Below are 23,525 nucleotides of genomic sequence, written 5' to 3'. Positions count from 1 at the left end.
AGCAGTCTAACCGTGATAGGCGGCAACGGTTTTCAAGGTGGTAAAGCCATACAGGGCCTCAAACCCTTTTTCCCGCCCATGGCCCGAAAGACCGGTGCCGCCAAATGGCAATTCAACGCCGCCCCCCGCGCCATAATTGTTCAAAAACACCTGACCCGAACGCAAGGCCCGCGCCAGCCGCATCTGCCGTGCCCCATCGCGCGACCAGACCGAGGCGACCAGACCGAAATCGGTGCCGTTGGCGATGGCAACCGCCTCGGCCTCATCCTTGAACGGGATAATCACTTGGACTGGGCCAAATATTTCCTGTTGCGCCAAAACATGGGTTGGCGGCACATCGGCAAACAGGGTGGGCCGCACATAGGCGCCGCCTTTGGGCGCATCGTCGGCGACCTGCCCTTGCGCAACTTGCCGCAGATCGCCACCTTGGGCGATATAGCGTTCAACAATGTCTTTTTGACGGGCCGAGACAACCGGCCCCACATCCAGATCATCCATCGCCGGGCCACAGCGCAGCGCGCTATACCGCTCTGACATGCGGCGCACCACCTCGTCATATACCCCCTCTTGCACCAGAATACGCGATGAGGCGGAACAGGTTTGCCCGGCATTCTGAATCCCGGCATTCACCAGAAAAGGCAAAGCGGCTTCAATATCGGCATCGTCAAACACCAGTTGCGGGGATTTCCCGCCCAATTCCAACGTCACCGGCACGATGTGATCGGATGCCGCGCGCTGAATCATTTTGCCAACGCCGACCGAGCCGGTGAATGAAATGTGATGCACGCCCGGATGTTCGCTCAGCGCCGCGCCTGCCTCGGCCCCCAGGCCCGGCACCACGTTCAGCGCCCCGTCGGGCAATCCGGCCTGGCGCGCGATTTCGCCAAAGGCCAGCGCGGTCAAACACGCCTCTTCCGCGGGTTTCAACACGGCGGCATTTCCCGTGGCCAGCGCCGCCCCGACCGAGCGGCCGATGATCTGCATCGGGTAATTCCACGGGATGATATGGCCGGTCACACCATGGGGTTCGCGCAGGGTGTAAACGGTGTAGCCATCCAGATAGGGAATCGTGGTGCCGTGCAATTTATCGGCGGCCCCGGCGTAAAATTCCATATACCGCGCCAAGGCCAACACATCGGCCCGCGCCTGTTTCAGCGGCTTACCCACATCCAACGCTTCCAAACGCGCCAGTTCTTCGACGTTTTCCAAAACAATCGCGCCGATTTTTTGCAAAATCCGGCCCCTCTCGGGCGCGGTCATCTTTCCCCACGGGCCATCCAGCGCGGTTTGGGCCGCCTGCACGGCGCGATCGATATCCGCCGCACTGCCCCGCGCAATCTGGCACAGAACCGTGCCATCAGACGGATTTTTCAGGGCAAGGGTTTCGCCGCCTTCGCATGGCGCCCATCGCCCCGCGATAAAGCAATGTGTCGGATCGATGTTCATAGGTTTTATGGTCATGGGATTGCCGGAACGCTCTTTGTAAGAATTGGAAACGGGCGCAACCGCCCATTTTGTGACTGGCCCAATGTCATCGGTTTGCGCCCGAACGGCAAGACGATTTGCCAAACCCCGCCCAAGCCACAAAAAAGGCGCCCCAAAGGGCGCCTTTTGTCGTCAATTTGGCAAGGCTCAGTTCGACAGTGTGAACGGCGCGGTATAGTTGGCGACGTTTTCAGGTGTGATCAGCAGGCAATCGAAAAGCTGCTTTTCGTTTTCAACCATGGCGGTGCCATTTTTGATGTAGTGATCGGCCTGAATGACCGCTTCGCGCGAAAATACGGCGACGGGCTGCAGCACGGTATATGCCATTTCACCGCTTTTCACGGCCTCGACCGCATCGGGCGAACCGTCGAAACCGCCGATGACGACGCCTTCCAATTTGCCGGATTCCTTCAGCGCGGCAATGGCGCCCAGAGCCATTTCATCGTTGCCCGAAATCACCGCATCGATTTCAGGGTTGGCCTGAATGATCGACTGCATCTTGTTGTACCCTTGGGTCCGGTCCCAGTTGGCCACTTCTTCGGCCACTTTTTCCAAACCGGGGTACTGCGACAATACGGTGTTATAGCCGTTTGACCGGGTGGCGGCGTTGTTGTCGGACGGATTGCCGAAAAATTCGACGTATTTCGCCTCGTCTCCGACCATTTCCTGCCAGGTGACGGCACCCAAGGCCGCGCCCTGAGCGTTGTTTGAAACCAGCTGTGCAATCGCGATGCCGCTTTCGTTGATTTCAGCGTTTACCAGGAACACGGGAATGCCCGCTTCGGTGGCTTTGCGCACAACACCAACCGACCCATCGGCATTGGCCGGATCGAGGATGATCGCCTTGGCGCCATTGGTGATCGCCGCATCAATCAGGTTGGATTCGACGTTGGTGTCACCCTTGTGGGCGGTCACGTTGGCCTCGTATCCCAATTCTTCGGCGGTTGCCTTGGCGACTTCGCCTTCGGTGAACCAGTATGGGTTGGCCGGATCGGTAACAATGATCGAGATCAGGCCCTCGGCCCAAACCGAGCTTGCCATCAGCGGCAGCGCAGTCGCGGCGGCCAGCAATGTGCGTTTGGTTAATTTCATCATGGTGTCTTCTCCCTTTGATCGATCTATGCCGGGTTTCGGCGTTTTTCGCGGCAGGGTCGTTGCCCTGCACACAGACGAATTTGGTGGGCCTTTGTCAGCCTGATTTGGCTTTGGGCCCGTATTGGATGGAATTCAGCATCACGGCCAACACGATAACCGCGCCGGTAAAAACGGTCTGCCAGTAAGACGAAACGCCTGTAATCACGAGGCCCGCGCCCAGAAACACAATCACGAATGCGCCCAGCAATGTGCCCTGCACCGTGCCGCGCCCGCCCATCAAGGACGCGCCGCCAACCACAACGGCGGCAATCGCGGTCAACTCATACGTGGTGCCGGCGGTCGGTCCGGCCGAGGTCAGCTGTGAACTCAGCACGATACCAGCGATGGCGGCGCACACGCCCGACAGGACATAAACCCAGATCTGAACCTTTTTCACCGGAACACCCGACAATTCTGCCGCCTTGGCGTTGCCGCCCGTGGAATACAGCCAGCGTCCGAATGGCGAGCGTGTCAGCAACAGATGCGTCGCCACGGCCACGGCGGTCAGCACAAAAATGCTGATCGGAACCCCCCAAAGGCGGTTGAACCCGAGCCATTCAAACCCGGTATTGCCAAAAGACGGATCGCCCGAGAGGTTGTTGAAGGTCAGACCATTGGTCATCAACAAGGCTGCGCCGCGGGCCACATAAAGTGTACCCAAAGTGGCCACAAAGGCCGGCACCTTGAAATACGCAACCAGAACGCCGTTCACCACGCCAACAAACGCGCCCATCGCCAAGGTGCAGATGAACACGGCCCAAACCGGCATATACAGGATCACGCCCAGCGCCTCGAGCTCGATCCCTTGCATCAGATACCCGGCGAATACGCCGCACAGCGCCAGCGTTGAGCCAACGGAAAGGTCAATCCCCCCCGACAGGATCACCAGCAACATGCCCACAGCCAAAAGGCCGAAAATCGCCACCTGCGATGTCATGATCAAAAAGTTCGACACCGACAGATAATTTGCCGACAGAACCGAAAAGATTGCGATGATCAGGATCAGGGCGAAAAACGCCCGCCCTTCCAACAGCAAATGCACCAGATTGAAGCCGCCGGATTTTTTGCCCGCTGCTGGCGCTGTGTTTGCGTCCGACATTTTGGTTTTCCCCTGCAATTCGCTCATGCCACCAGGCTTTCGCCCGAGGCGGCCATGATTGACTCTTTGGTTGTGTCGTGGGTGAATTCGGCCGCGATCTTGCCGCGCCGCATGACAATCACCCGGTGGGCAATCGACAGGCATTCGGTGACTTCGGATGTGGTGTAAACCACCGCCATCCCGGCCTTGGCCCGGTCTGCCAGAATCTTGAACACTTCGGCCTTGGCGCCGATGTCGATGCCGCGGCTGGGTTCATCAAGTAAAATCACCGAAGGTTTCGTGGCCAACATTTTACCGATCACCACCTTTTGCTGATTGCCACCCGACAGTGAACCAATCGGCGCGGTGGGGCCATCGGTTTTCACCGTCACCTCTTTGATCGACCGGTTGACGATTTCGTTTTCGACCTTGGCATCGGTAAACAAACCGCTGGTGAAATTCCGGATCGAGGCCAAAGACAGGTTGCGCCCGACGGTCATGGTTTGCACCAATCCATCGCGCTGCCGGTCTTCGGGCACCAGAACAAGGCCGGCGGCGATGCGTTCGGCAATGGTAAGTTTGGCAATATCGCGGCCGTGCAACAAAATGTTGCCGCTGATTGGTGCCAAACGGCCCGCGACACATTCCATCATTTCGGTGCGTCCGGCCCCCATCAGCCCGTAAATGCACACGATTTCACCGGCCCGCACGGTCAGATCCAAATGATCAACGGCCAGACCACTGCCCGATGCGGCCCCGACGCACAGCGCCTGAAGTTCCAGCGCGGCATCGCCAAAGGTGCTGTCGGGCGGCGTGCCAAGATCAAAATTATCGCCCACCATGTTGCGCACGATCCATTCCAGATCAATTTCGGCGCGCGGCGCATAGGCGGTCATCACGCCGTCGCGCAATACCACCGCGTGGTCGGTGATGGTCAGCGCCTCTTCCAGATGGTGCGAGATGTAAACGATGCTGACGCCGCGCGCCTTGAGATCATGAATGACCTTGAACAGCACCTCAACTTCGGTCGCCGACAGGGCAGAAGTGGGTTCATCCATGATCAGAACCCGCGAATTGACCGAAAGTGCGCGGGCGATTTCAACGATCTGTTGTTGGCCCAGGCGCAGATCCTCAACCAGGGTCAGCGGATCAATGTCTTCTTCCAGTTCTTTCATCAGGGCGCGGGTCTGGCGGTCTTCCTCGGCGTAATCCACACCGAATTTGCCAGTGATTTCGCGGCCCATGAAGATATTGTCGCGCACATTCATATTCGGAGCGAGCGATAATTCCTGATGGATGATCGATATGCCCAATTCCTGCGCCACGACGGTTGAGGTGATTTCAACCGGCTGCCCATCCAGAATCAACTCACCGCTGGTGGGGGTATGAACGCCCGACAGAACCTTCATCAGGGTGGATTTTCCGGCACCGTTTTCGCCAAAAAGGGTTGTCACCTGGCCGCGATGCACATCGAAATTCACGCCTTTCAACGCATGAACCGCGCCGAAACTTTTGGCCACGTTGCGCGCGGCCAACACGACCTCTTTGGTGTCGGGCGTGGTATTTGAAACCGGGGCGGCGGCCATCACTGCACCTCCAACGCCACCGGCGTCACCAGCCAATTCTTGGGGTTTATCATGGTAAACGCCCCGGTCACCGTGATGGTTTTGCCGCTCAGCGTGTCACGATCCAGATCTGCCAACACCTGCGCCGCCATCGCCCGGTTGATGCCGGCACCTGCGTCTTGGTATTCGATCTGATTGGTGAAGGCGCCAAATTCGATATCGCCGGAAATATCGCGCAATTCGGTGCCGTTGATCGCCGGGCCGGTTTGCACCCGAATGCCGGTGCCCTCAGGCATTCCATCAACTGTCACCGCGAATATCCCGGATTTGCCTTCGCCCACTACGCCGGTAAATTGCACCGGCAACACCGGAAACGCGCCCGCCGTGGTGCCATACTCCGCCACTGCGGCGCTTTTATCGGCGGCAAGGGCGGTGGCCAAAGTGGTCGCGTCGGGCGCGCGGGCGATCACACCATCGCGAATGTCGGGAAAGGCGTCCTGGCCAAAACGATCAGGATCGAACGCCTGTTGGCGCAGATCGGCATCTGATCCGATCTGAACCACAGCCGTATCAAGCGCGATTGCGGCGACCAGAACGCCAATGGCGGCGGCGACGATAATCTTGCGCCGCCCGGCCTTGTTCGTTGTCGTTGCGGTGTCTGTCATGACCATATCGCTCACGCTCCCCCTGCCTGTTCGTGCGCCAATCGCGGGCCTCCTCGCCCGGTTGCCGATTGGCACCTTGCGGCGAAAATATATGCCGCGCTTATCGCAACCCTATTTGAAAAAATTTACGTTGTCTGCAAAAAAATTCACACTAGCTGAAAATTTCGTGATAGCGTTCTGGTTAAGACAGGATGGCACGCGCCGATACACACCGAGATGCAAGAGGGCCGACAATGGGGGAAACTGCGAAACTGATCATTGGCGTTGATGCGGGTACGTCGGTGATCAAGGCTGTCGCCTTTGATCTGGCGGGCCGCCAAATTGCCACTTCGGCGGTGCGCAACACCTATGTGATGGGCGCAGACGGAGCGGCAACCCAAGATCTGGCGCGCACTTGGGCCGATTGCGCCACCGCTCTGCGCGGATTGGCCGACAAGGTTGAAAACCTGGCCCGGCGCACGGCGGCGGTGGCGATCACCGGTCAGGGCGATGGCACTTGGTTGGTGGGTGCCGATAATGCGCCGGTGGGCGATGCCTGGCTGTGGCTGGATGCCCGCGCTGCGCCCACGGTGACGCGGTTGGCGGCGGGCGCGACCGAACGCGCGCGATTCGAATCAACCGGCACCGGGCTGAACACCTGCCAGCAGGGCACGCAGATGGCCCATATGCACACCCACCACCCCGAATTGTTGGACCGGGCCGAGGCGGCACTGCATTGCAAGGATTGGCTGTTTCTCAACATGACCGGCGTTCGCGCCACCGATCCATCCGAGGCCAGTTTCACCTTTGGCGATTTTCGCACCCGGCAATATAACGATACGGTGATTGATGCACTGGGCCTGTCCGGCCGCCGCCATCTGTTGCCCGAAATTATCGACGGAACCCAATCCACATTCCCCCTGACCGCCGACGCGGCAAAGGCGACGGGCCTGTTGGCGGGCACGCCGGTGTCGTTAGGCTATGTCGATATGGTGATGACCGCCCTTGGCGCCGGCGTTTATACGGGCGATACCGGTGCCGCCTGTTCAACCATCGGATCAACCGGCGTGCATATGCGTGCCGTGACATCGGGCGATGTGCATCTGAACGCCCAAGGGACGGGATATGTGATCTGTCTGCCCGCACCCGACCGGGTGACACAGGTGCAAACCAACATGGCGGCGACCCTGAACATCGACTGGGCCTTGTCGATGGCGCGCGATCTGTTGGGCGAATTTGGCTCCGCCCCCAGCCATGGCGATTTGGTCAAACACCTGGATCGCTGGCTTGACAGCGCGCCGCCGGGGCAAATCCTGTATCACCCCTATATCTCTGAGGCGGGCGAGCGGGGGCCGTTTGTCAATGCCGATGCCCGCGCCAGCCTGATCGGGCTGAACGCCGGCCACCGGTTTCCCGATATCATCCGCGCCATTGTCGAAGGATTGGCGCTGGCCACCCGCGATTGCTACGCCGCCATGGGCGCGATGCCGTCAGAATTGCGCCTGACCGGGGGCGCGGCACGCTCGCCCGGATTGCGCCGGATATTGGCCGGGGCGCTGAACGTGCCGGTGCGCGTCTCGGCGCGCGATGAGGCGGGGGCGGCGGGCTGTGCGATGATGGCCGCCGTGGCGATTGGCGCATACCCCGATATGGATACCTGTATCGGTGAGTGGACAACGCCCCTGCTGGGCACGCCCGAGCCACCCGATGCCCCGCTGGTGGCAACATATGACAGTCTATTTCAAACTTACAGCACCACGCGCACGGCCCTGCCCCCGATCTGGGGCAGTCTGGCCGCACAGCGGAGCGTCAAAGGAGCAAGCGCATGACAGACACAACCAAGGTCGATCTTTTCGTCATCGGCGGCGGCATCAACGGCGCAGGGTTTGCGCGCGATGCGGCAGGCCGGGGATTAAGCGTTGTCCTGTGTGAAAAGGATGATCTGGCGCAAGGCACATCGTCACGGTCGGGCAAATTGGTGCATGGCGGGCTGCGATATCTGGAATACTACGAATTTCGTCTGGTGCGCGAGGCATTGATCGAACGTGAAATCCTGATGAACAATGCACCCCACATCATCTGGCCGATGCGGTTTGTCCTGCCCCACAGCCCCACAGACCGCCCGGCGTGGTTGGTACGTTTGGGCCTGTTTCTGTATGACAATCTGGGCGGGCGCAAAAAATTGCCCGGCACCCGCACATTGAATTTGCGCCGCGACCCAGAAGGCGCGCCGATCATGGATAAATACACCAAAGGCTTTGAATACTCAGATTGCTGGGTTGATGATGCGCGATTGGTGATCCTGAATGCGGTCGATGCCGCCGAACGCGGTGCCACGGTGCTGACGCGCACGGCCTGTACTTCGGCGCGGCGCGAAAACGGGGTGTGGCATGTGACCACAACCAACAGCCAAACCGGCCAGACCCGCACATTCGAAGCCAAGGTATTGGTAAACGCCGCCGGGCCATGGGTGACCGATGTTCTGACCCGCGTGGCCGGGTCAAATTCGACGCGCAATGTGCGGCTGGTCAAGGGCAGCCATATCATCGTGCCGAAATTCTGGAAGGGCGAACAGGCCTATCTGGTGCAAAACCACGACAAGCGGGTGATTTTCATCAACCCGTACGAGCGCGACAAGGCGTTGATCGGCACCACCGACATGGCCTATGAGGGGCGCGCCGAAGATGTGACCGCGGGCGAGGATGAGATTCAATATCTGATCGATGCCGTGAACCGGTATTTCAAGGAAAAGCTGACTCGCGCCGATGTGCAAACCTCGTTCTCTGGCGTGCGGCCGCTGTTTGACGATGGCAAGGGCAATCCATCGGCCGTGACCCGCGATTATGTGTTCGATCTTGAGGAAACCGGCGGCGCGCCGATGCTGAACATCTTTGGCGGCAAAATCACCACCTTCCGCGAACTGGCCGAGCGCGGCATGCACAAGATTGCAAGGTTCTTTCCCGAAATGGGCAAGGATTGGACCGATCACGCCCCCCTGCCCGGCGGCGACATGCCCAATGCCGATTACGAAAGCTTTCGCGACACGATGAAGGCAAATTATCCCTGGATGCCCCAGGATTTGCGCCGTCATTACGGGCGGCTCTATGGCACCCGGATTGCGAATATCGTCGGCGATGCCACCACGCTGGATGGTCTGGGTCGCCATTTCGGCGGCACATTATACGAGGCCGAGGTTAAATACCTGATGGCGCAAGAATGGGCGCTGAGTGCCGAAGACATCCTGTGGCGGCGCACCAAACACCGCTTGCACCTGAGCGAGGCGGAACAACAGGCGTTCGCCGATTGGTTCAACGCGGCCAATGGAGTGGCAGCATAACATGACACTGACGCTTTCCCTCAACACCAACCCCTTGGTCAACCGCTTTGCCGAACCCGATGATCTGATCACCGCCATCGCGCGCGATATCCGGATCCGCGATATTCAACTGACCCATGAATTCATCAACCCCAGTTGGCCCGCCCCGGTGATCCGCCGCCTGACCCGCGATATGGATCGCGCCCTTAACCGCACCGGCGCGCGGGTGACTTCGGGGATGACCGGGCCCTATGGGCGGCTAAACCATTTCGGCCATCCCGATGCCGATGTGCGGCGATACTATGTCGATTGGTTCAAGACATTTGCCGATATCGTGGGTGATTTGGGGGCCGATTCCGTCGGCACCCAATTCGCGATTTTCACCTATCGCGATTATGACGATCCGGCGCGGCGCGAAGATCTGATCAAGATCGCCATCGACTGTTGGGCCGAGGTGGCCGACCATGCCAAATCGGCGGGCCTGAAATACCTGTTTTGGGAACCGATGAGCGTGGGGCGCGAATTTGGTGAAACCATCGCGTCGGCCATTGCTTTGCAAGACCGTCTAACCGCCGCCGACATGGCGATTCCAATGTGGATGATGGCCGATATCGACCACGGCGATGTCACATCGCCCAATCCCGACGATACCGATCCATATGCCTGGGCGCGTGCCGTGCCGAAAATCAGCCCGATCATCCATATCAAACAATCGATGATGGATAAATCCGGCCACCGCCCGTTTACCGCCGCTTTCAACGCCAAGGGCTCGATACAACCCGAACCTTTGCTGGCAGCCTTTGCCGAAGGCGGGGCGGTGGACAATGAAATCTGTCTGGAACTTTCGTTCAAGGAACGCGAACCCAATGACCGCCAGGTGATCGAACAGATCGCCGAAAGCGTGGCATTCTGGGCGCCCCATATCGACAGTGGCGCGCAGGATCTGAACCTGTAATCCGCAGATAGGAACATGGCGCAATGGCCCGTGATCGCATGTCAGTCGACGAAGAACAGTCTTTGGCGATTCGCGCCGCCTGGTTGCATTATGTCGGTGGGTTGCGCCAGGGCGAGGTGGCCAAACGGCTGGGCGTGCCGTCGGTCAAGGCGCACCGCCTGATTGCGCGCGCCGTGGCCGATGGCGCGGTCAAGGTCAGCATTGAGGGCGAAATCATCGAATGTATCGAGCTGGAAGAGGCGATGACAGACCGCTACGCCCTCGATACCTGCGAAATCGCCCCCGACCTTGAGGAAGACGGTCTGCCCCTGCGCACCTTGGGGTTGAAAGGGGCCGCACGGTTGCGCCGCTGGCTTGAAAGCGGTGAGGAAAAAACCATCGGTATCGGCCATGGCCGCACCCTGGCCGAAGCGGTGCGCACCCTGCCCCGGTTTAACACCACGGGGCTGAATTTCGTGTCGTTATTGGGCGGGCTGACCCGCAATTTCGCCGCCAACCCCCATGATGTGATGCATCTGTTGGCCGAAAAAACCGGCGCGCGGGCCTATGTGATGCCGGTGCCGTTTTTCGCCAACACCTCGGAGGATCGCGAGGTGTTGCTGGCCCAGCGCGGTGTGAAAGAAGTGTTTCATCTGGCCGAAAACGCGCCACTGAAAATTGTCGGCATCGGCACGGTAAAGGCCGAAACCCAACTGGTGACATCAGGCATGATCGAACCATCCGAGATTGAGGAAATCGCCAAGGCCGGCGGTGTGGGCGAAATGCTGGGCCATTTCTTTGATCGTGACGGGCGCGCCCTTGAAACGCCGCTGACATCGCGCACCTTGGCGGTATCACTGGGCGATGGGCGCAAGGATCGCATTGTCGCCTTGGCCGGTGGCCCCGAAAAAATTGCCCCCCTGCGCGCGGTGTTGAAAAGCGGGCGGTTGTCGGGGTTGATAACCGATGAGCGAACGGCCAAAGCCTTGTTGTTAGAAGAAAAGGATACCCCATGACCCAACCGCAGTATTGGATCGGCACCAGTTGGAAAATGAACAAAACCCTGGCCGAGGCGCAGGCCTTTGCCAAGGCACTGGCCAAGGCCGACAGCGACAGCGATGCGCGCATCCAACGTTTTGTGATCCCGCCGTTCACCGCCGTGCGCGAGGTGAAACAGATCCTGGCCGATACATCGGTCAAGGTTGGGGCACAAAACATGCACTGGGCCGATCAGGGGGCCTGGACCGGCGAAATCTCGGCGCCGATGCTGACCGATTGCGGGTTGGACATTGTCGAGTTGGGCCATTCCGAACGGCGTGAACATTTTGGCGAAAGCGATGAAACCGTGGGTCTGAAAACCGAAGCGGCGGTGCGCCACGGATTGATCCCGCTGATCTGCATTGGCGAAACCTTGGAAGATCGCGAGGCGGGAAAGGCCCGCGCGGTTCTGGAAACCCAGGTGCGCGGCGCATTGGGAAAACTGAGCGACGCACAGAAATCCGCCCCGATCCTGCTGGCCTATGAACCGGTGTGGGCGATTGGCGAAAACGGTATTCCGGCCACATCCGATTATGCCGATGCGCGCCAAGGCGAAATCATTGCCGTGGCGCAGGATGTTCTGGGCCAAAAGGTGCCGTGCCTTTACGGCGGATCGGTCAATCCCCAAAACTGCGAAGAACTTATTCAATGCCCACATATCGACGGGCTGTTCATCGGGCGCTCGGCCTGGAACGTCGAGGGATACCTCGACATTCTGACCAAATGTGCCGCAACTCTTAACTGAAAGGAAACACCATGAAAATTGCCATCGCAGGAGACAGCGCAGGCGAAGGTCTGGCGCAAATATTGGCCGAGCATCTGAAAGACCAACACGAGGTGTCGGACCTGTCGCGCGTCGATGGGCAGGGCGATAAGTTTTACGCCAACCTGTCTGATCGGGTGGCGTCGTCGGTGATCGACGGGGCGTTTGACCGGGCGATTTTGGTTTGCGGCACCGGCATCGGCGTGCAAATCGCCGCCAACAAAGTGCCCGGCATCCGCGCCGCGCAGTGCCACGATACCTATTCCGCCGGCAAAGCCGCCACATCGAACAACGCCCAGATCATAACCATGGGCGCGCGGGTGATTGGCGCGGAATTGGCCAAGGACATCGCCGATGCCTTTTTGAACGCAACATTCGACCCCCAGGGCCGATCGGCGGGCAATGTCACCGCGATTGATGATGTGGGTGCGAAATACACCAAAGGCTGAATGTTGCGAAACAATGCGCGGTTCCATACCGGGACCGCGCCCAAAATCAGGAGCCGTAAAATGGCCCGTATTCTGGCAATCGACAGTGGCCTGACTGTCACCAAAGCCGTTGTATTTGACACGGCAGGCCGGCAACTGGGCGTGGTGCGGCGCAATGTGCGTCAGATCATGCCCGGACCCCGCCGGGTGGAACGCGATATGATGGATCTGTGGCACCAGACCGCCGACGCCATTCGCGAGGTTTTAGCAGACAGCGGCACACACCCCAGCGATATTCTGGCCGTGGCGGCCACCGCCCATGGCGATGGCATTTATCTGCTTGATCAACAGGGCGCGCCGTTGGGCAATGCGATCCTGTCGCTCGACAGTCGCGCGGCGGATGTGATTGGCGATTGGCACACCGCCGGGATTGACCGCGAAAGCCTGGCCCTGACCGGGCAGATGCCCCATGTGTCGGCCCCCTCGGCGCTGTTAGCCTGGATACAGCGGGAAGAGCCCGAAAGGTTTGGCAAAATCGCCCATGTGATGGCTTGCAAGGATTGGCTGAGGTATTGCCTGACCGACAGCATCGGCACCGACCGCACCGAGGCCAGCACGTCGTTTACCGACATGCGCACGCAAAATTACACGCCCGACGCTTTGGCGCTGTTCGGGCTGCAGTCTATCGCCCCCGCCCTGCCCGATGTGGCCCATTCCGCCGAAATCATTGGCACCGTGTCAGAGGCCGCCAGCGCGCAAACCGGATTGGCCCAAGGCACGCCCGTGGCCGCCGGATTGCATGATGTCACCGCCTCGGTTTTGGGGATCGGGGGGCATACACCCGGCGTCATGGGCATTGTCGCGGGCACCTATTCGATCAACGAAGCGGTGTCAGACACCCCCACCCCCGATGCGCGGTGGTTCTGCCGCAATGGGGTGCGGCCGGGGGTGTGGAACAATATGGCGATCTCCCCCGCCTCAACCACCAATTACGATTGGTTTCTCGATACATTTTGCGCCACTGACCGCGCCAATGCCGAACGCCGTGGGCAAACGATACACGCCCTTCTGGCCCCTGAAATCGACGACGCGCTGGCGCGGGCCTCATCGGCGATTTACCACCCGTTCCTGTTCGGCTCGCCTTATGGCGCGGCGGCAAGTGCCGGATTTTTCGGCCTGCGCGGCTGGCATAATCGCGGCGATATCCTTGCCGCGCTGTTGGAAGGCATCGTGTTCAACCACCGCCATCATATCGACGCGCTGCGCGCCACCTTTCCCACCGACACCGCGCGCCTGACCGGGGGCGCCGCGCGCAATCCGGTGGTGGCGCAGTTGTTTGCCGATATATTGGGAATGCAGGTTGCCACATCTGCCACAGATGAGGCGGCAGCCTGGGGCGCGGCCCTGTGTGCGGGCGCGGCGGTCGGGGCGTTTGCCCAGTTTGATGCCGATCCGCGTGATTTAGACGCCATTTCAACCACATATCACCCCCGGCCCGACCGCGTGGCCGAATACGAAACACGCTATGCCGCCTATCAAAACCTGGCCGATATCCTGCCCGATACGTGGGACCGGCTGAACACGCTTGAGGCCAAAGGGCGCAGGACATCAAATGACTGAAACCCAACATTACGACGTGCTGATCATTGGCGCGGGCATCAACGGCGCGGGCCTGTTTCGCGATTTATGCGAACAGGGATTGCGCTGTTTGATCGTGGACAAGGGCGATTATGGCTCGGGCACCAGTGCCGCACCCTCGCGGCTTATTCACGGCGGATTGAAATACCTGGAAACCGGTGAATTCCGGCTGGTGGCGGAATCGACCTATGAGCGCAATCTGCTGTTGCGCAATGCGCCGCATTTGGTGACGCCGCTGCCCACCATCATTCCGATTTATTCCTGGACCAAAGGCATCTGGCCCGCGATCCGCACATTTTTCGGCTCAAAAACCGCACCGCGCAACCGCGGCGCGATCTTGGTGAAAATCGGTCTGCGCCTATATGATTTTTATGGCGCGCGGGCGCGGCAAATGCCGATGCATAAAATGCTAAGCCGACGCCGCGCCTTGGCGGAAATTCCGGCCCTCACCCCTGATATCGTCGCCGTCGGCACCTATCACGATGCGGCGATTTCCGCGCCCGAACGTCTGGTTCTGGAACTGGTGCAGGATGGCATCGCCGCCAGTCCGCAATCGCGCGCGATGAACTGGACCGATCTGGTGGGGCAAAGAGACGGTGTGGTGCAGTTGACCGGGCCGGACGGTGCGCCATTGTCGGTTCGGGCCGATATGGTGGTCAACGCCGCCGGGCCATGGATTGATACCGTGAATGCCCGGCTGGGTATGGAAACGGCACTGATTGGCGGAACCAAAGGATCACACATCCTGATCGACCACCCGGAATTGCTGCGCCAATTAAACGGGCGGATGATCTATTTCGAAAGCGATGATGGCCGGATCCTGTTGGTGTTTCCGTTTCTGGGCAAGGCGCTGGTTGGCTCGACAGATCTTCCCGATGACAACCCCGACGCCGCCCATTGCACCGACACCGAAACCGATTATTTCCTGCACAGTCTGAAAACACTTCTGCCGGGGCTGGAATTTGGCCGCGATCAGATCGTGTTTTCCTATGCCGGCATTCGCCCCTTGCCCAATTCCGCCGGTATTGCGCCGGGTCTGATCAGCCGGGATCATTCGGCACCTTTGGCCCCGGCAGCGGATGGGCGTCCGTTTCCGATTGTGTCACTGATCGGGGGGAAATGGACCACGTATCGCGCCTTTGCGGCTGACGTGGCCGATACGATTCTGGAACATTTGGGCAAGGTCCGGCACATCAAAACCGATGCCTTGCCCATAGGCGGCGGGCGCAACATGCCGCGCACCACAGCCGAGCGCACAGCATGGGTGGCCGATTTGGCACAACAATCGGGCGCAGATCCCGAGCGTATTTCAGACCTGTTGCACCGCTACGGCACCACTGCAAAAAAGATCGCTCTCGCCGAAAATGGCCGGCCTGACTATATCGCGACCACCAGATTCAGCGCGGCAGAAATCACCTGGATTGCGCAAAACGAACAGGTGCACCATCTGGAGGACATCGTGCTGCGCCGCACGCCTTTGGCGATCACCGGGCAAATGACCACGCCGGTTTTGCAGGAAATCTGCCAGATCACCGCCCGGGCCTTGGGGTGGAATGATGCACGCGCCGATGCGGAACTTACGCGCGCGCGGGCAACATTGGCCCAACGGCATGGGATCACGGTTTAACCAAACATCGGCGGGGTTGACGGGGCACGGGTGTGCTGTTCTGCTTTGGCGGGAATTATCGGAGGAATGGCAATGAACCCCTTTTCGCTGAGCGGGCAAACCGCCTTGGTCACGGGCGCCAATACCGGCATCGGGCGCGCCATCGCCATTGCCATGGGGCGGGCCGGGGCGCATGTGATTTGCGCCGGGCGATCATCCTGCGCCGATACGGTGGCGCAGATCGACAGCGCCGAGGCCCTGACCCTGGATTTTGCCGATCCGATGGCAGCGACAGGCATTTTTGCCGACCGGCCCATTGATATTCTGGTCAACAACGCGGGCATTATCCGGCGCGACGACAGCGTGGATTTTTCCGAATCCGATTGGGACGCGGTGATCGATGTAAACCTGAAGGCGGTGTTCTTTACCTCACAGGCCTTCGCCAAGGCGGCGCTGCCGCGCGGGGCGGGCAAGATCGTGAATATCGCCTCGCTTTTGTCGTTTCAGGGCGGGATTCGCGTGCCCGCCTATACCGCGTCAAAACACGGGGTTGCGGGCCTGACCAAGGTGTTGGCCAATGAATGGGCGGCCAAAGGCATCAACGTCAACGCCATTGCACCCGGTTACATCGCCACCAACAACACCGACGCCCTGCGCGCCGATCCGGACCGAAACGCCGCCATCCTGGAACGAATCCCGGCCGGGCGATGGGGCAGACCCGATGATATCGCACAAACCGCCGTGTTTCTGGCATCGTCCGCGGCAAATTACATTCACGGCACAGTGGTAAGCGTGGATGGCGGGTGGATGGCGCGCTAGCCCCTTGCGAGCGTGTGATTGGGCCGCTAAGAACATAGGCGGAACAAAGGGGTGGCGCAAATGCTGACATCTGTTGAATTATGTGCCGGTGCCGGCGGGCAAGCTTTGGGCCTGGAATCCGCCGGATTTGGCCATTCTGCCTTGGTTGAGATCGACAAACACTGTTGCAACACCCTGCGTCACAACCGCCCCGAATGGAACGTGCTGGAACAAGATGTGCGCCTGTTCAAAGACCGCGCCGCCGATCACGCGGGCCTTGATTTGTTGGCGGGGGGCCTGCCCTGCCCGCCGTTTTCGGTGGCGGGCAAACAATTGGGCGAACAGGACGAGCGCAATCTGTTTAACGATGCGATTGATATTATCGACGCCGCCCGCCCCCGCGCCGTGATGATTGAAAATGTGCGCGGATTTCTGGATGCGGTGTTTCACGATTATCGTGAAAAGCTGAAGGTGCAGTTGGATAAATTGGGCTATACCACCGATTGGCGGCTGCTGAATGCATCCGATTATGGGGTTCCGCAATTGCGCCCAAGGGTGGTGATTGTGGCGCTGCAAAAACAGCGCGCCGATCTGTTTGATTGGCCAGAGCCGAACCGGCACAATCCCCCCACGGTTGGCAAAACCCTGATCGATATGATGGCGGCGCGCGGTTGGCGCGGGGCCGAGGATTGGGCCGCCAAGGCCGATGAAATCGCCCCGACCATCGTGGGGGGCAGCAAAAAACACGGCGGGCCGGATCTGGGGCCGACGCGCGCACGCGCCGCCTGGGCCAGTCTGGGGGTTGAGGGGCGCACCATCGCGCCCGAAGCGCCCGATCCGTTTCACAACGGCATGCCGCGCCTGACCGTGCCGATGGTGGCGCGGATTCAGGGCTTTCCCGATGAGTGGCATTTTACCGGGGCCAAAACCAACGCATACCGGCAGGTCGGCAATGCGTTTCCCCCGCCCGTGGCGGCGGCCGTGGGCAAACAGGTGGCGCGCGCCCTGCGCAAACGGATGCTGCACGCTGTTTCGGCCTGATGAAACGCGCCCTGCCCGACAGTTTGATTGCGCCGGGCCACCCGGATTATGCGCTGTTGGGCGCCTTGGCGGATGACATCACGCGCCGCGCGGGCGGTGGCGCCGCACTGGCCAGCGGATTTGCCGCCATGCTGCGCGGCTGTGTCGATGATGTGATCATGACCGCGAAAACCGGGCGGCGATCATATGACGATCTGGAAAAGACCGAAAAAACCTATATCGGCACACGGGTCGAGATCGAATTGCGCGCGCTGCTTTCACTGCCCAAGGGGCGGTTGGATACGGTGATTCTGGGCCATGATGTGGATATCAAAAACACCATGGGCAACACTTGGATGATCCCGACCGAGGCGGTGAATCACCCCTGTATTCTGGTGGCCGCCGATGAGGCGCGGGCGCTGTGTTATCTGGGCCTGTTTGTGGCGCGGGCCGAAAACCTGACCACGGGGCAAAACAAGGATGCCAAGAAATCTGTTTCTGCCCAAGGGTTTGCCAACATCCTGTGGCTGTTGAAACATCACCCCTATCCGCCGAACTTCTGGCGCACGGTGCCCGAACCGGCCATTGCGCAGATTTTCGCAGGCCAGACCGGCAATGCCCGCATGGCGACCCTGTTCCGCCTGATTCAGGATCGCCCGATCACCCGCGATGTGGTGCAGGCGGTGGCGCGACAGCATGACTTCATGCGCCGAATCCGGTCGGACAAGGGGCGCGGCACCCGCGACATTCTGGCGCGTGAGGGGATTGTTCTGTTATCGGGGCAGTACGATCAGCCATTGATCCGCGCGCTGGGCCTGTCGCGCTGCCCGGGTGATGCGTTCATTTCACACCGCCCGCGCGACGCCCAGGCCATCGCGCGGGCCTCGGATCATGGGCATCCGTTAGCCGGCAGTTAGAATATGAACCGCCTTGTCCGCCACCCAATCGCCGATCTTGGCACTAAATTCCTGCATATGTGGGGCAACGCGGTGCGCCTCAAGATGGGCGGCGCTGGCCCATTCTTCGATCACAACAACGGTTTCAGGCCCATAGGGCGCGCCTGATTCCGGGGCGTCCACCGTTGGCACATAGGTGATACAACCGTCTTCGGCCAAAACCGCCGGCAGATTTTCAGCAAAGGCATCAAGCATCGCCTGACGCTTGCCCGGTTTGGCGGTTAAAACGGCGACAACATGCACAGATTGGGTCATGAAAGCTCCTAAAGATTACGGTTCGGTCAAGTCATACGAAACTGCGATTGGAATGTCGCGGGGTTTCGCGCCAATCAGCGACCGAATGCGCCCTTGCATCGGATGTCTTCTCCTATCACCTTGAAGCGCGCGATCTGCCGCCATAGATTGCACGTAACTGCAGTAAAGGATGCCCCCATGGCCATGTTAGCCCAAGAAATTGAGGATTTGATCCTTGAATCATTCCCCAACGCCAAGGTGACCATCACCGATCTGCGTGGCGACGGAAACCATTACGCCGCCGAAGTGATCGATGCATCCTTCGCGGGCATGAACCGCGTACAACAACAGCGCGCCGTATACGCGGCCCTGAAAGGCAAGATGGATGGATCAAACGGCGAACTTCACGCCCTTGCCCTGACCACAAAGGCCCCCGATTGAGCCTGAACCTGATTTTGGAAGGGTGGCCGATTTACGGGGCCATCGCCCTGGTCGGGGTCATCACCTATGGCGCGCTGCGTCCCTATATCAAGGGCAAACAGCCCGCCCGCAAAAAGGACACAAAGACATGAGTGCAGAAGACCAGATCAAACAAACCGTCACCTCCAACGATGTTGTGCTGTTCATGAAGGGCAACAAGACCATGCCACAATGCGGGTTTTCATCGCGCGTGGCCGGTGTTTTGAATTACATGGGCGTGGAGTATGCCGATGTAAACGTGTTGGAAAACGAAGCCGTGCGCCAGGGCATCAAGGATTATTCCGACTGGCCCACCATCCCGCAGCTGTACGTCAAAGGCGAATTTGTCGGTGGCTGTGACATCATCACGGAGATGACCATGTCGGGCGAACTGGACACGTTGTTTACCCAAAAGGGCGTGACGTTTGACAAGGACGCGGCAGACAAGATTCGCGAAGCCAACGGATAACCGGTTTCGTCGCAGGCGGTTGCCGCCGTCGGATTTGGATATTTAGTGCAAGAAAAAGCCCAGGTTCCGTGCCTGGGCTTTTGACGTTGAAGGCGTTGTAACACCGGGGCAAAATCCCGCTCAGGCCGAAATTTCCGCGCGCAACTTGGTGATGGACAGGGCGGCATCGGCGGCCTCTTGGCCCTTTTTCACAAAGTGATCCTTGAAAATGGCGATGTGATGATCGGTTTCCTGAAACGCATGTGGCGTCAATGAGACCGACAAGACCGGCACGCCGCTGTCAAATCCGGCCCGCATCAGGCCATCGACCACCGCCTGGGCCACAAATTCGTGGCGATAGATGCCGCCGTCAACGACCAAAGCTGCGGCGATCACCGCATCATATTTGCCGGTATTGGCCAAGGTGCGCGCCAAAAGCGGCATTTCGAATGCGCCGGGCACATCGAAAACATCGATCTGATCCGGCGAAATTTTTTGCTGAAACCCAACCAGGGCCTGACTGACGATATCAAAATGCCAGCGGGCCTGAATAAAGGCGTATCGGGTGTGTGTCATGGGTTTGTCTCCTTTTGCAACGACACGTCACCCAAGGCGATCACGCGCAGCGCGGCCCGTTGAAACGGGGCGGTTGCGCATTCTCTCTCATCCGGACTGTGACCGTCGGCCTGGGAATTGCACCCAATCTGCTGACCCTTTCTAATGAAAGGCGCTCGCGGGCTTGCAGGTTTCACGCTGCTTACCGCCGGTGGGGAATTTCACCCCGCCCTGAGAACACGGGCTAGATGATCGAAATTCTTACGCGGTGCAAGGGGTTTGGTGCCCATACCGCCGGCGCGGTCAGGTATTGGCGCGCTCTTCGACGTCCTGCGCGATCGCCTCGGCGCGGGCAGCCATTTCGGCCATGGATTCAACCAACGCCGCGGGGATGACCGGCACTTCGACCTTTTCTGCCGGGGGGGGCGGAGCGTTGCGCAACGTCTGCGCCTCGGCCTGAGATTGGGTGAGTTGCGCTTGCAACTGGGCGATGGTGGCTTCGCTGGCGCGCACCTGCTCTTCCATGCCGGCGGTTTTATCGGCCAACATCAGCCCCGCCATCAGCAACATCCGGCTTTCGGGCAGACGCCCGATTTGCGCCACCAACACGGCGGCTTCTGTGTCCAGCATCCGGGCGGCGGATTGCAGATAATGCTCTTCGCCCTCCTGGCAGGCCACATCAAAGGTGCGCCCCCCGATAACGACTTTGATCTCAGGCACTGGCGCTCTCCTCGACGATGGGTTGCAGGTGGGCCAGAAGTTCGGCCAATTCGGCGCGTTCGGTTGCGCGCTGTTCTTTCAGGGCGGCCAACTGGGCGCGCAAGCTGTCATCGCCGTCGTCGTCGCCCTTGCTGGTATTCTCACGCAAATCGGTGTTTTCCGCTTCGAGCGCGGCAATACGGTTGCGCGCTGCCTCAAGATCGGTTTCCAGCGTTGCAACCTTGGTGTCTTGTTTTTCCTTGATGGCGCGCACACGCTCTTCCAATTGGGCGGTAACGGCGCGCTCGGCCTCAAGATCGGCTTGCAACTCGCTGGCCGGGGGCAAATCGTCTTGTTCCGGCTCTTTTACCGGATCGGGGGCGGGTGCCGGGCGCTGTAACGTGGCCACGTTGATGGATATCCGATCAAGCGCGGCGGAAATCCGGCGCTCAAGCTCACTCATGTCATGCATGACACTGTCCTTTAACCTTACGTGTCGACCCGGCCCAAAACGCAAACCGAATCATTTTACTGCGCTCGCAACCATTTAACCCCAAGTCAAACCAAAATTCAGCCCCCAACCGTGGATTTGCTCTATCAAACCCCTTGGTCTGCTTGATCTTGGCCTGTCACCTGCTATGACCTGCGCTAACGCCACCGTTGTTTAAACACAGGATAGTTTCATGGATATTGCCACCCTGCGCGCCAATGCGCCCGATCACTGGAACCGCGCCGCCGCCTTGCGCATGTTGGCCATGGATGCCGTGGCCGCCGCCAATTCGGGCCATACCGGGATGCCCATGGGCATGGCCGATGTGGCAACGGTGCTGTTTGAAAAGCACCTGAAATTCAGCGCCGCCAACCCCAACTGGCCCGATCGTGACCGGTTCATCCTGTCAGCAGGCCACGGATCGATGTTGCTGTACGGTCTTTTGCACCTGACCGGGTACAAGGACATGACGTTGGAGCAGATCAAGAATTTCCGCCAGTGGGGCGCAATCACCGCAGGTCACCCCGAATATGGCCATGCCGCGGGCATCGAAACCACGACCGGCCCCTTGGGTCAGGGTCTGGCCAATTCGGTGGGCTTTGCCATGGCCGAAGAAGTGCTGCGTGCGAAATTCGGCAAGAAAACCGTCGATCACTATACCTACGTCATCGCAGGCGATGGATGTTTGATGGAAGGCGTCAGCCAAGAGGCCATCGCGCTGGCCGGGCATCAGAAACTGTCGAAACTCATCGTGTTCTGGGATGACAACAACATCACCATCGACGGGCCGGTTTCTTTGTCTGACAGCACCGATCAGGTGAAACGCTTTGCCGCGTCGGGCTGGCACGTCCAGTCGATTGATGGCCATAACCCCGAAGAAATCGACGCCGCGATCATTGCCGCCAAGAAATCTGGCAAACCGTCGATGATTGCCTGCAAGACTCATATCGCGCTGGGTTCTTCGGCCCAAGATACCAGCAAAGGCCACGGTGCGCTGACCGATCCAAAACTGATCGCCGACACGCGCGAAGTTTACGGCTGGCCCTATGCACCCTTCGAAATTCCCGCCGACATCAAATCCTGGTGGGAGGACGTGGGGCGCAAAGGTGATAGCGAAGTTGCCGAATGGAACGACCGTTTGGCCGATCTGTCGGACAGTCGCCAGGCGATGTTCAACCGGATGGTTGCCGGTGAGGCACCCAAAAAGCTGTCATCGACGATTCGCGCGCTGAAAAAACAACTTAGCGAAAGCGCGCCAAAGGTCGCGACCCGCAAAAGCAGCGAAATGGCGCTGGAGGTGATCAACCCGATCATGCCCGAAACCTTTGGCGGCTCGGCGGATTTGACCGGATCGAACAACACGCTTACCGCTGATCTGGGCACGTTCAGCCCCGAAAACCGCAAGGGCCGGTATGTGTATTATGGCATCCGCGAACATGGCATGGCGGCGGCGCTGAACGGGCTTGCGCTGCACGGCGGTGTGCGCCCCTATGGCGGGACATTCATGTGTTTCACCGATTATGCGCGCGGCGCGATGCGGCTTTCGGCGCTGATGGGCGTGCCTGCGGTTTATGTCATGACCCATGACAGCATCGGTTTGGGCGAAGATGGCCCAACCCACCAGCCGGTGGAACATCTGGCGATGTTGCGCGCCACGCCCAACACCAACGTGTTCCGCCCCGCCGACAGCATCGAAACCGCCGAAGCATGGGAAGTGGCCCTGACCAGCGACAAGACACCTTCGGTTCTGTGTCTGTCGCGCCAAAACCTGCCGACCGTGCGGTTGGAGCATAAGACCAACAACCTGACCGCCAAGGGTGCCTATATTCTGGCCGAAGCAACCGCCAAGCGTCAGGCGATTCTGATGGCCACGGGGTCTGAAGTATCCATCGCCATGGAAGCGCGCGATTTGCTGGAATCCGTGGGGATCGGCACGCGCGTCGTTTCCATGCCCTGCTGGGAACTGTTCGAGGCGCAGGACGAAGCGTATCGTCGCAAAGTACTGCCCGCGGGGCCGGTGCGCGTTGCGATTGAGGCCGCCGGTCGGTTTGGTTGGGACAAGTGGCTGTTTGGTGAGCGTGGCAAGCGCGACAAGGGCGATTTTGTCGGAATGGAAGGGTTTGGCGCTTCGGCACCGGCGGAAACCCTGTTTGAAAAATTCGGCATCACCGCCGAGGACACAGCCGCCAAGGTGCGCGGCCTGTTGGGCCTGTAATACCTGTCGCCGCCCCGATGTT

The 23,525-nt window shown here is 59.7% G+C and carries 24 protein-coding genes and 1 riboswitch; of the genes, 15 read left to right on the top strand and 9 right to left on the bottom strand.

Annotation, left to right across the window (positions count from 1 at the left end; translation table 11 throughout):
• Positions 1-6 precede the first annotated feature (6 nt).
• From C8265_RS07080 to C8265_RS07060, 5 genes are all read right to left on the bottom strand, one after another.
• On the bottom strand, positions 7-1,461 hold the full coding sequence (locus tag C8265_RS07080) for an aldehyde dehydrogenase family protein (RefSeq protein ID WP_108483362.1): 1,455 nt from the start codon (positions 1,459-1,461) through the stop codon (positions 7-9).
• Between the two features lie 171 nt (positions 1,462-1,632).
• Positions 1,633-2,580: a D-ribose ABC transporter substrate-binding protein gene (locus C8265_RS07075; protein WP_108483281.1), complete on the bottom strand. Its 948-nt coding sequence runs from the start codon at positions 2,578-2,580 to the stop codon at positions 1,633-1,635.
• A gap of 94 nt (positions 2,581-2,674) precedes the next feature.
• A complete protein-coding gene (locus C8265_RS07070) occupies positions 2,675-3,718 on the bottom strand; it encodes an ABC transporter permease (RefSeq protein WP_108483361.1) in 1,044 nt (347 codons plus the stop codon).
• A 23-nt stretch (positions 3,719-3,741) separates the two neighbouring features.
• Complete coding sequence (locus tag C8265_RS07065; protein ID WP_108483280.1) at positions 3,742-5,283, bottom strand: sugar ABC transporter ATP-binding protein; 1,542 nt, start codon at positions 5,281-5,283, stop codon at positions 3,742-3,744.
• Positions 5,283-5,927, bottom strand: a complete 645-nt coding sequence (locus C8265_RS07060; protein WP_108483360.1) for a DUF2291 family protein — start codon at positions 5,925-5,927, stop codon at positions 5,283-5,285. The genes C8265_RS07065 and C8265_RS07060 overlap by 1 nt, the downstream gene beginning before the upstream one ends.
• 233 nt (positions 5,928-6,160) lie before the next feature.
• Here C8265_RS07060 and C8265_RS07055 point away from each other — a divergent pair, with 233 nt between their 5' ends.
• From C8265_RS07055 to C8265_RS07005, 11 genes are all read left to right on the top strand, one after another.
• On the top strand, positions 6,161-7,735 hold the full coding sequence (locus C8265_RS07055; RefSeq protein WP_108483279.1) for an FGGY-family carbohydrate kinase: 1,575 nt from the start codon (positions 6,161-6,163) through the stop codon (positions 7,733-7,735).
• The gene (locus tag C8265_RS07050) at positions 7,732-9,243 is read left to right on the top strand and encodes a glycerol-3-phosphate dehydrogenase (protein ID WP_108483278.1); all 1,512 of its coding nucleotides are present in this window, start codon (positions 7,732-7,734) and stop codon (positions 9,241-9,243) included. Before C8265_RS07055 ends, C8265_RS07050 begins: the two co-directional genes overlap by 4 nt.
• Before the next feature lies 1 nt (position 9,244).
• Complete coding sequence (locus C8265_RS07045; RefSeq protein WP_108483277.1) at positions 9,245-10,177, top strand: sugar phosphate isomerase/epimerase family protein; 933 nt, start codon at positions 9,245-9,247, stop codon at positions 10,175-10,177.
• 23 nt (positions 10,178-10,200) lie between these two features.
• Positions 10,201-11,172, top strand: coding sequence for a sugar-binding transcriptional regulator (locus C8265_RS07040; protein ID WP_108483276.1), 972 nt, complete (start codon positions 10,201-10,203; stop codon positions 11,170-11,172).
• Positions 11,169-11,939, top strand: coding sequence for a triose-phosphate isomerase (locus tag C8265_RS07035; protein WP_108483275.1), 771 nt, complete (start codon positions 11,169-11,171; stop codon positions 11,937-11,939). Before C8265_RS07040 ends, C8265_RS07035 begins: the two co-directional genes overlap by 4 nt.
• An 11-nt stretch (positions 11,940-11,950) precedes the next feature.
• Positions 11,951-12,406 carry a D-erythrulose-4-phosphate isomerase gene (derI, locus tag C8265_RS07030; protein WP_108483274.1) on the top strand — a complete coding sequence of 152 codons (456 nt, stop codon included), beginning with the start codon at positions 11,951-11,953 and terminating at the stop codon, positions 12,404-12,406.
• A gap of 60 nt (positions 12,407-12,466) precedes the next feature.
• A complete protein-coding gene (locus tag C8265_RS07025; protein WP_108483359.1) occupies positions 12,467-14,005 on the top strand; it encodes an FGGY-family carbohydrate kinase in 1,539 nt (512 codons plus the stop codon).
• Positions 13,998-15,650: a glycerol-3-phosphate dehydrogenase/oxidase gene (locus C8265_RS07020; protein ID WP_108483273.1), complete on the top strand. Its 1,653-nt coding sequence runs from the start codon at positions 13,998-14,000 to the stop codon at positions 15,648-15,650. The genes C8265_RS07025 and C8265_RS07020 overlap by 8 nt, the downstream gene beginning before the upstream one ends.
• Positions 15,651-15,722: 72 nt before the next feature.
• Positions 15,723-16,448 carry a 2-dehydro-3-deoxy-D-gluconate 5-dehydrogenase KduD gene (gene kduD / locus C8265_RS07015; RefSeq protein ID WP_108483358.1) on the top strand — a complete coding sequence of 242 codons (726 nt, stop codon included), beginning with the start codon at positions 15,723-15,725 and terminating at the stop codon, positions 16,446-16,448.
• 60 nt (positions 16,449-16,508) lie between these two features.
• The gene (locus tag C8265_RS07010; RefSeq protein ID WP_108483272.1) at positions 16,509-17,468 is read left to right on the top strand and encodes a DNA cytosine methyltransferase; all 960 of its coding nucleotides are present in this window, start codon (positions 16,509-16,511) and stop codon (positions 17,466-17,468) included.
• On the top strand, positions 17,468-18,364 hold the full coding sequence (locus C8265_RS07005; protein ID WP_108483271.1) for a NaeI family type II restriction endonuclease: 897 nt from the start codon (positions 17,468-17,470) through the stop codon (positions 18,362-18,364). Before C8265_RS07010 ends, C8265_RS07005 begins: the two co-directional genes overlap by 1 nt.
• Here the strand turns inward: C8265_RS07005 and C8265_RS07000 are convergent.
• Positions 18,350-18,658 (bottom strand): putative quinol monooxygenase, encoded by a 309-nt coding sequence (locus C8265_RS07000; RefSeq protein WP_108483270.1) that lies wholly within the window; start codon positions 18,656-18,658, stop codon positions 18,350-18,352. The genes C8265_RS07005 and C8265_RS07000 overlap by 15 nt on opposite strands.
• A gap of 177 nt (positions 18,659-18,835) precedes the next feature.
• Between C8265_RS07000 and C8265_RS06995 the strand changes: the two genes are divergently transcribed.
• The 3 genes from C8265_RS06995 to grxD are packed head-to-tail and all read left to right on the top strand — an operon-like array spanning position 18,836 to position 19,565.
• Positions 18,836-19,078: a BolA/IbaG family iron-sulfur metabolism protein gene (locus tag C8265_RS06995; RefSeq protein ID WP_108483269.1), complete on the top strand. Its 243-nt coding sequence runs from the start codon at positions 18,836-18,838 to the stop codon at positions 19,076-19,078.
• Complete coding sequence (locus tag C8265_RS19900) at positions 19,075-19,209, top strand: hypothetical protein (protein WP_276308496.1); 135 nt, start codon at positions 19,075-19,077, stop codon at positions 19,207-19,209. The genes C8265_RS06995 and C8265_RS19900 overlap by 4 nt, the downstream gene beginning before the upstream one ends.
• Positions 19,206-19,565: a Grx4 family monothiol glutaredoxin gene (gene grxD / locus C8265_RS06990; protein ID WP_108483268.1), complete on the top strand. Its 360-nt coding sequence runs from the start codon at positions 19,206-19,208 to the stop codon at positions 19,563-19,565. The genes C8265_RS19900 and grxD overlap by 4 nt, the downstream gene beginning before the upstream one ends.
• A gap of 120 nt (positions 19,566-19,685) precedes the next feature.
• On the opposite strand, the gene C8265_RS06985 is transcribed toward grxD, so the two are convergent.
• The 3 genes from C8265_RS06985 to C8265_RS06975 all read right to left on the bottom strand — a co-directional run bounded on the left by C8265_RS06985 (position 19,686) and on the right by C8265_RS06975 (position 21,270).
• Positions 19,686-20,120, bottom strand: coding sequence for a 6,7-dimethyl-8-ribityllumazine synthase (locus C8265_RS06985; protein WP_108483267.1), 435 nt, complete (start codon positions 20,118-20,120; stop codon positions 19,686-19,688).
• A 75-nt stretch (positions 20,121-20,195) separates the two neighbouring features.
• Positions 20,196-20,342, bottom strand: a riboswitch (FMN riboswitch).
• 60 nt (positions 20,343-20,402) lie between these two features.
• Positions 20,403-20,819, bottom strand: coding sequence for a cell division protein ZapA (locus C8265_RS06980; RefSeq protein ID WP_108483266.1), 417 nt, complete (start codon positions 20,817-20,819; stop codon positions 20,403-20,405).
• A complete protein-coding gene (locus tag C8265_RS06975) occupies positions 20,812-21,270 on the bottom strand; it encodes a hypothetical protein (RefSeq protein WP_108483265.1) in 459 nt (152 codons plus the stop codon). The genes C8265_RS06980 and C8265_RS06975 overlap by 8 nt, the downstream gene beginning before the upstream one ends.
• Positions 21,271-21,481: 211 nt before the next feature.
• Between C8265_RS06975 and tkt the strand changes: the two genes are divergently transcribed.
• On the top strand, positions 21,482-23,503 hold the full coding sequence (tkt, locus tag C8265_RS06970) for a transketolase (protein WP_108483264.1): 2,022 nt from the start codon (positions 21,482-21,484) through the stop codon (positions 23,501-23,503).
• The last annotated feature ends 22 nt before the right edge of the window (positions 23,504-23,525 follow it).

It is taken from the genome of Oceaniglobus ichthyenteri, from assembly GCF_003057885.1.
Lineage (GTDB): Bacteria > Pseudomonadota > Alphaproteobacteria > Rhodobacterales > Rhodobacteraceae > Oceaniglobus > Oceaniglobus ichthyenteri.
The sequence above is the reverse complement of the archived record's forward strand: the minus strand, read 5'-3'. Positions and strand labels throughout refer to the sequence as shown.

Coding starts and splice junctions, on each gene's coding strand:
- C8265_RS07040 (WP_108483276.1), top strand. CDS start 10,201: ATGGCCCGTGATCGCATGTCAGTCGACGAAGAACAGTCTTTGGCGATT.
- tkt (WP_108483264.1), top strand. CDS start 21,482: ATGGATATTGCCACCCTGCGCGCCAATGCGCCCGATCACTGGAACCGC.
- derI (WP_108483274.1), top strand. CDS start 11,951: ATGAAAATTGCCATCGCAGGAGACAGCGCAGGCGAAGGTCTGGCGCAA.
- grxD (WP_108483268.1), top strand. CDS start 19,206: ATGAGTGCAGAAGACCAGATCAAACAAACCGTCACCTCCAACGATGTT.
- C8265_RS07020 (WP_108483273.1), top strand. CDS start 13,998: ATGACTGAAACCCAACATTACGACGTGCTGATCATTGGCGCGGGCATC.
- C8265_RS07060 (WP_108483360.1), bottom strand. CDS start 5,927: ATGACAGACACCGCAACGACAACGAACAAGGCCGGGCGGCGCAAGATT.
- C8265_RS07035 (WP_108483275.1), top strand. CDS start 11,169: ATGACCCAACCGCAGTATTGGATCGGCACCAGTTGGAAAATGAACAAA.
- C8265_RS07055 (WP_108483279.1), top strand. CDS start 6,161: ATGGGGGAAACTGCGAAACTGATCATTGGCGTTGATGCGGGTACGTCG.
- C8265_RS06975 (WP_108483265.1), bottom strand. CDS start 21,270: ATGCATGACATGAGTGAGCTTGAGCGCCGGATTTCCGCCGCGCTTGAT.
- C8265_RS07005 (WP_108483271.1), top strand. CDS start 17,468: ATGAAACGCGCCCTGCCCGACAGTTTGATTGCGCCGGGCCACCCGGAT.
- C8265_RS07000 (WP_108483270.1), bottom strand. CDS start 18,658: ATGACCCAATCTGTGCATGTTGTCGCCGTTTTAACCGCCAAACCGGGC.
- C8265_RS07080 (WP_108483362.1), bottom strand. CDS start 1,461: ATGACCATAAAACCTATGAACATCGATCCGACACATTGCTTTATCGCG.
- C8265_RS07075 (WP_108483281.1), bottom strand. CDS start 2,580: ATGATGAAATTAACCAAACGCACATTGCTGGCCGCCGCGACTGCGCTG.
- kduD (WP_108483358.1), top strand. CDS start 15,723: ATGAACCCCTTTTCGCTGAGCGGGCAAACCGCCTTGGTCACGGGCGCC.
- C8265_RS07050 (WP_108483278.1), top strand. CDS start 7,732: ATGACAGACACAACCAAGGTCGATCTTTTCGTCATCGGCGGCGGCATC.
- C8265_RS06985 (WP_108483267.1), bottom strand. CDS start 20,120: ATGACACACACCCGATACGCCTTTATTCAGGCCCGCTGGCATTTTGAT.
- C8265_RS07010 (WP_108483272.1), top strand. CDS start 16,509: ATGCTGACATCTGTTGAATTATGTGCCGGTGCCGGCGGGCAAGCTTTG.
- C8265_RS07070 (WP_108483361.1), bottom strand. CDS start 3,718: ATGTCGGACGCAAACACAGCGCCAGCAGCGGGCAAAAAATCCGGCGGC.
- C8265_RS07045 (WP_108483277.1), top strand. CDS start 9,245: ATGACACTGACGCTTTCCCTCAACACCAACCCCTTGGTCAACCGCTTT.
- C8265_RS07065 (WP_108483280.1), bottom strand. CDS start 5,283: ATGGCCGCCGCCCCGGTTTCAAATACCACGCCCGACACCAAAGAGGTC.
- C8265_RS06995 (WP_108483269.1), top strand. CDS start 18,836: ATGGCCATGTTAGCCCAAGAAATTGAGGATTTGATCCTTGAATCATTC.
- C8265_RS07025 (WP_108483359.1), top strand. CDS start 12,467: ATGGCCCGTATTCTGGCAATCGACAGTGGCCTGACTGTCACCAAAGCC.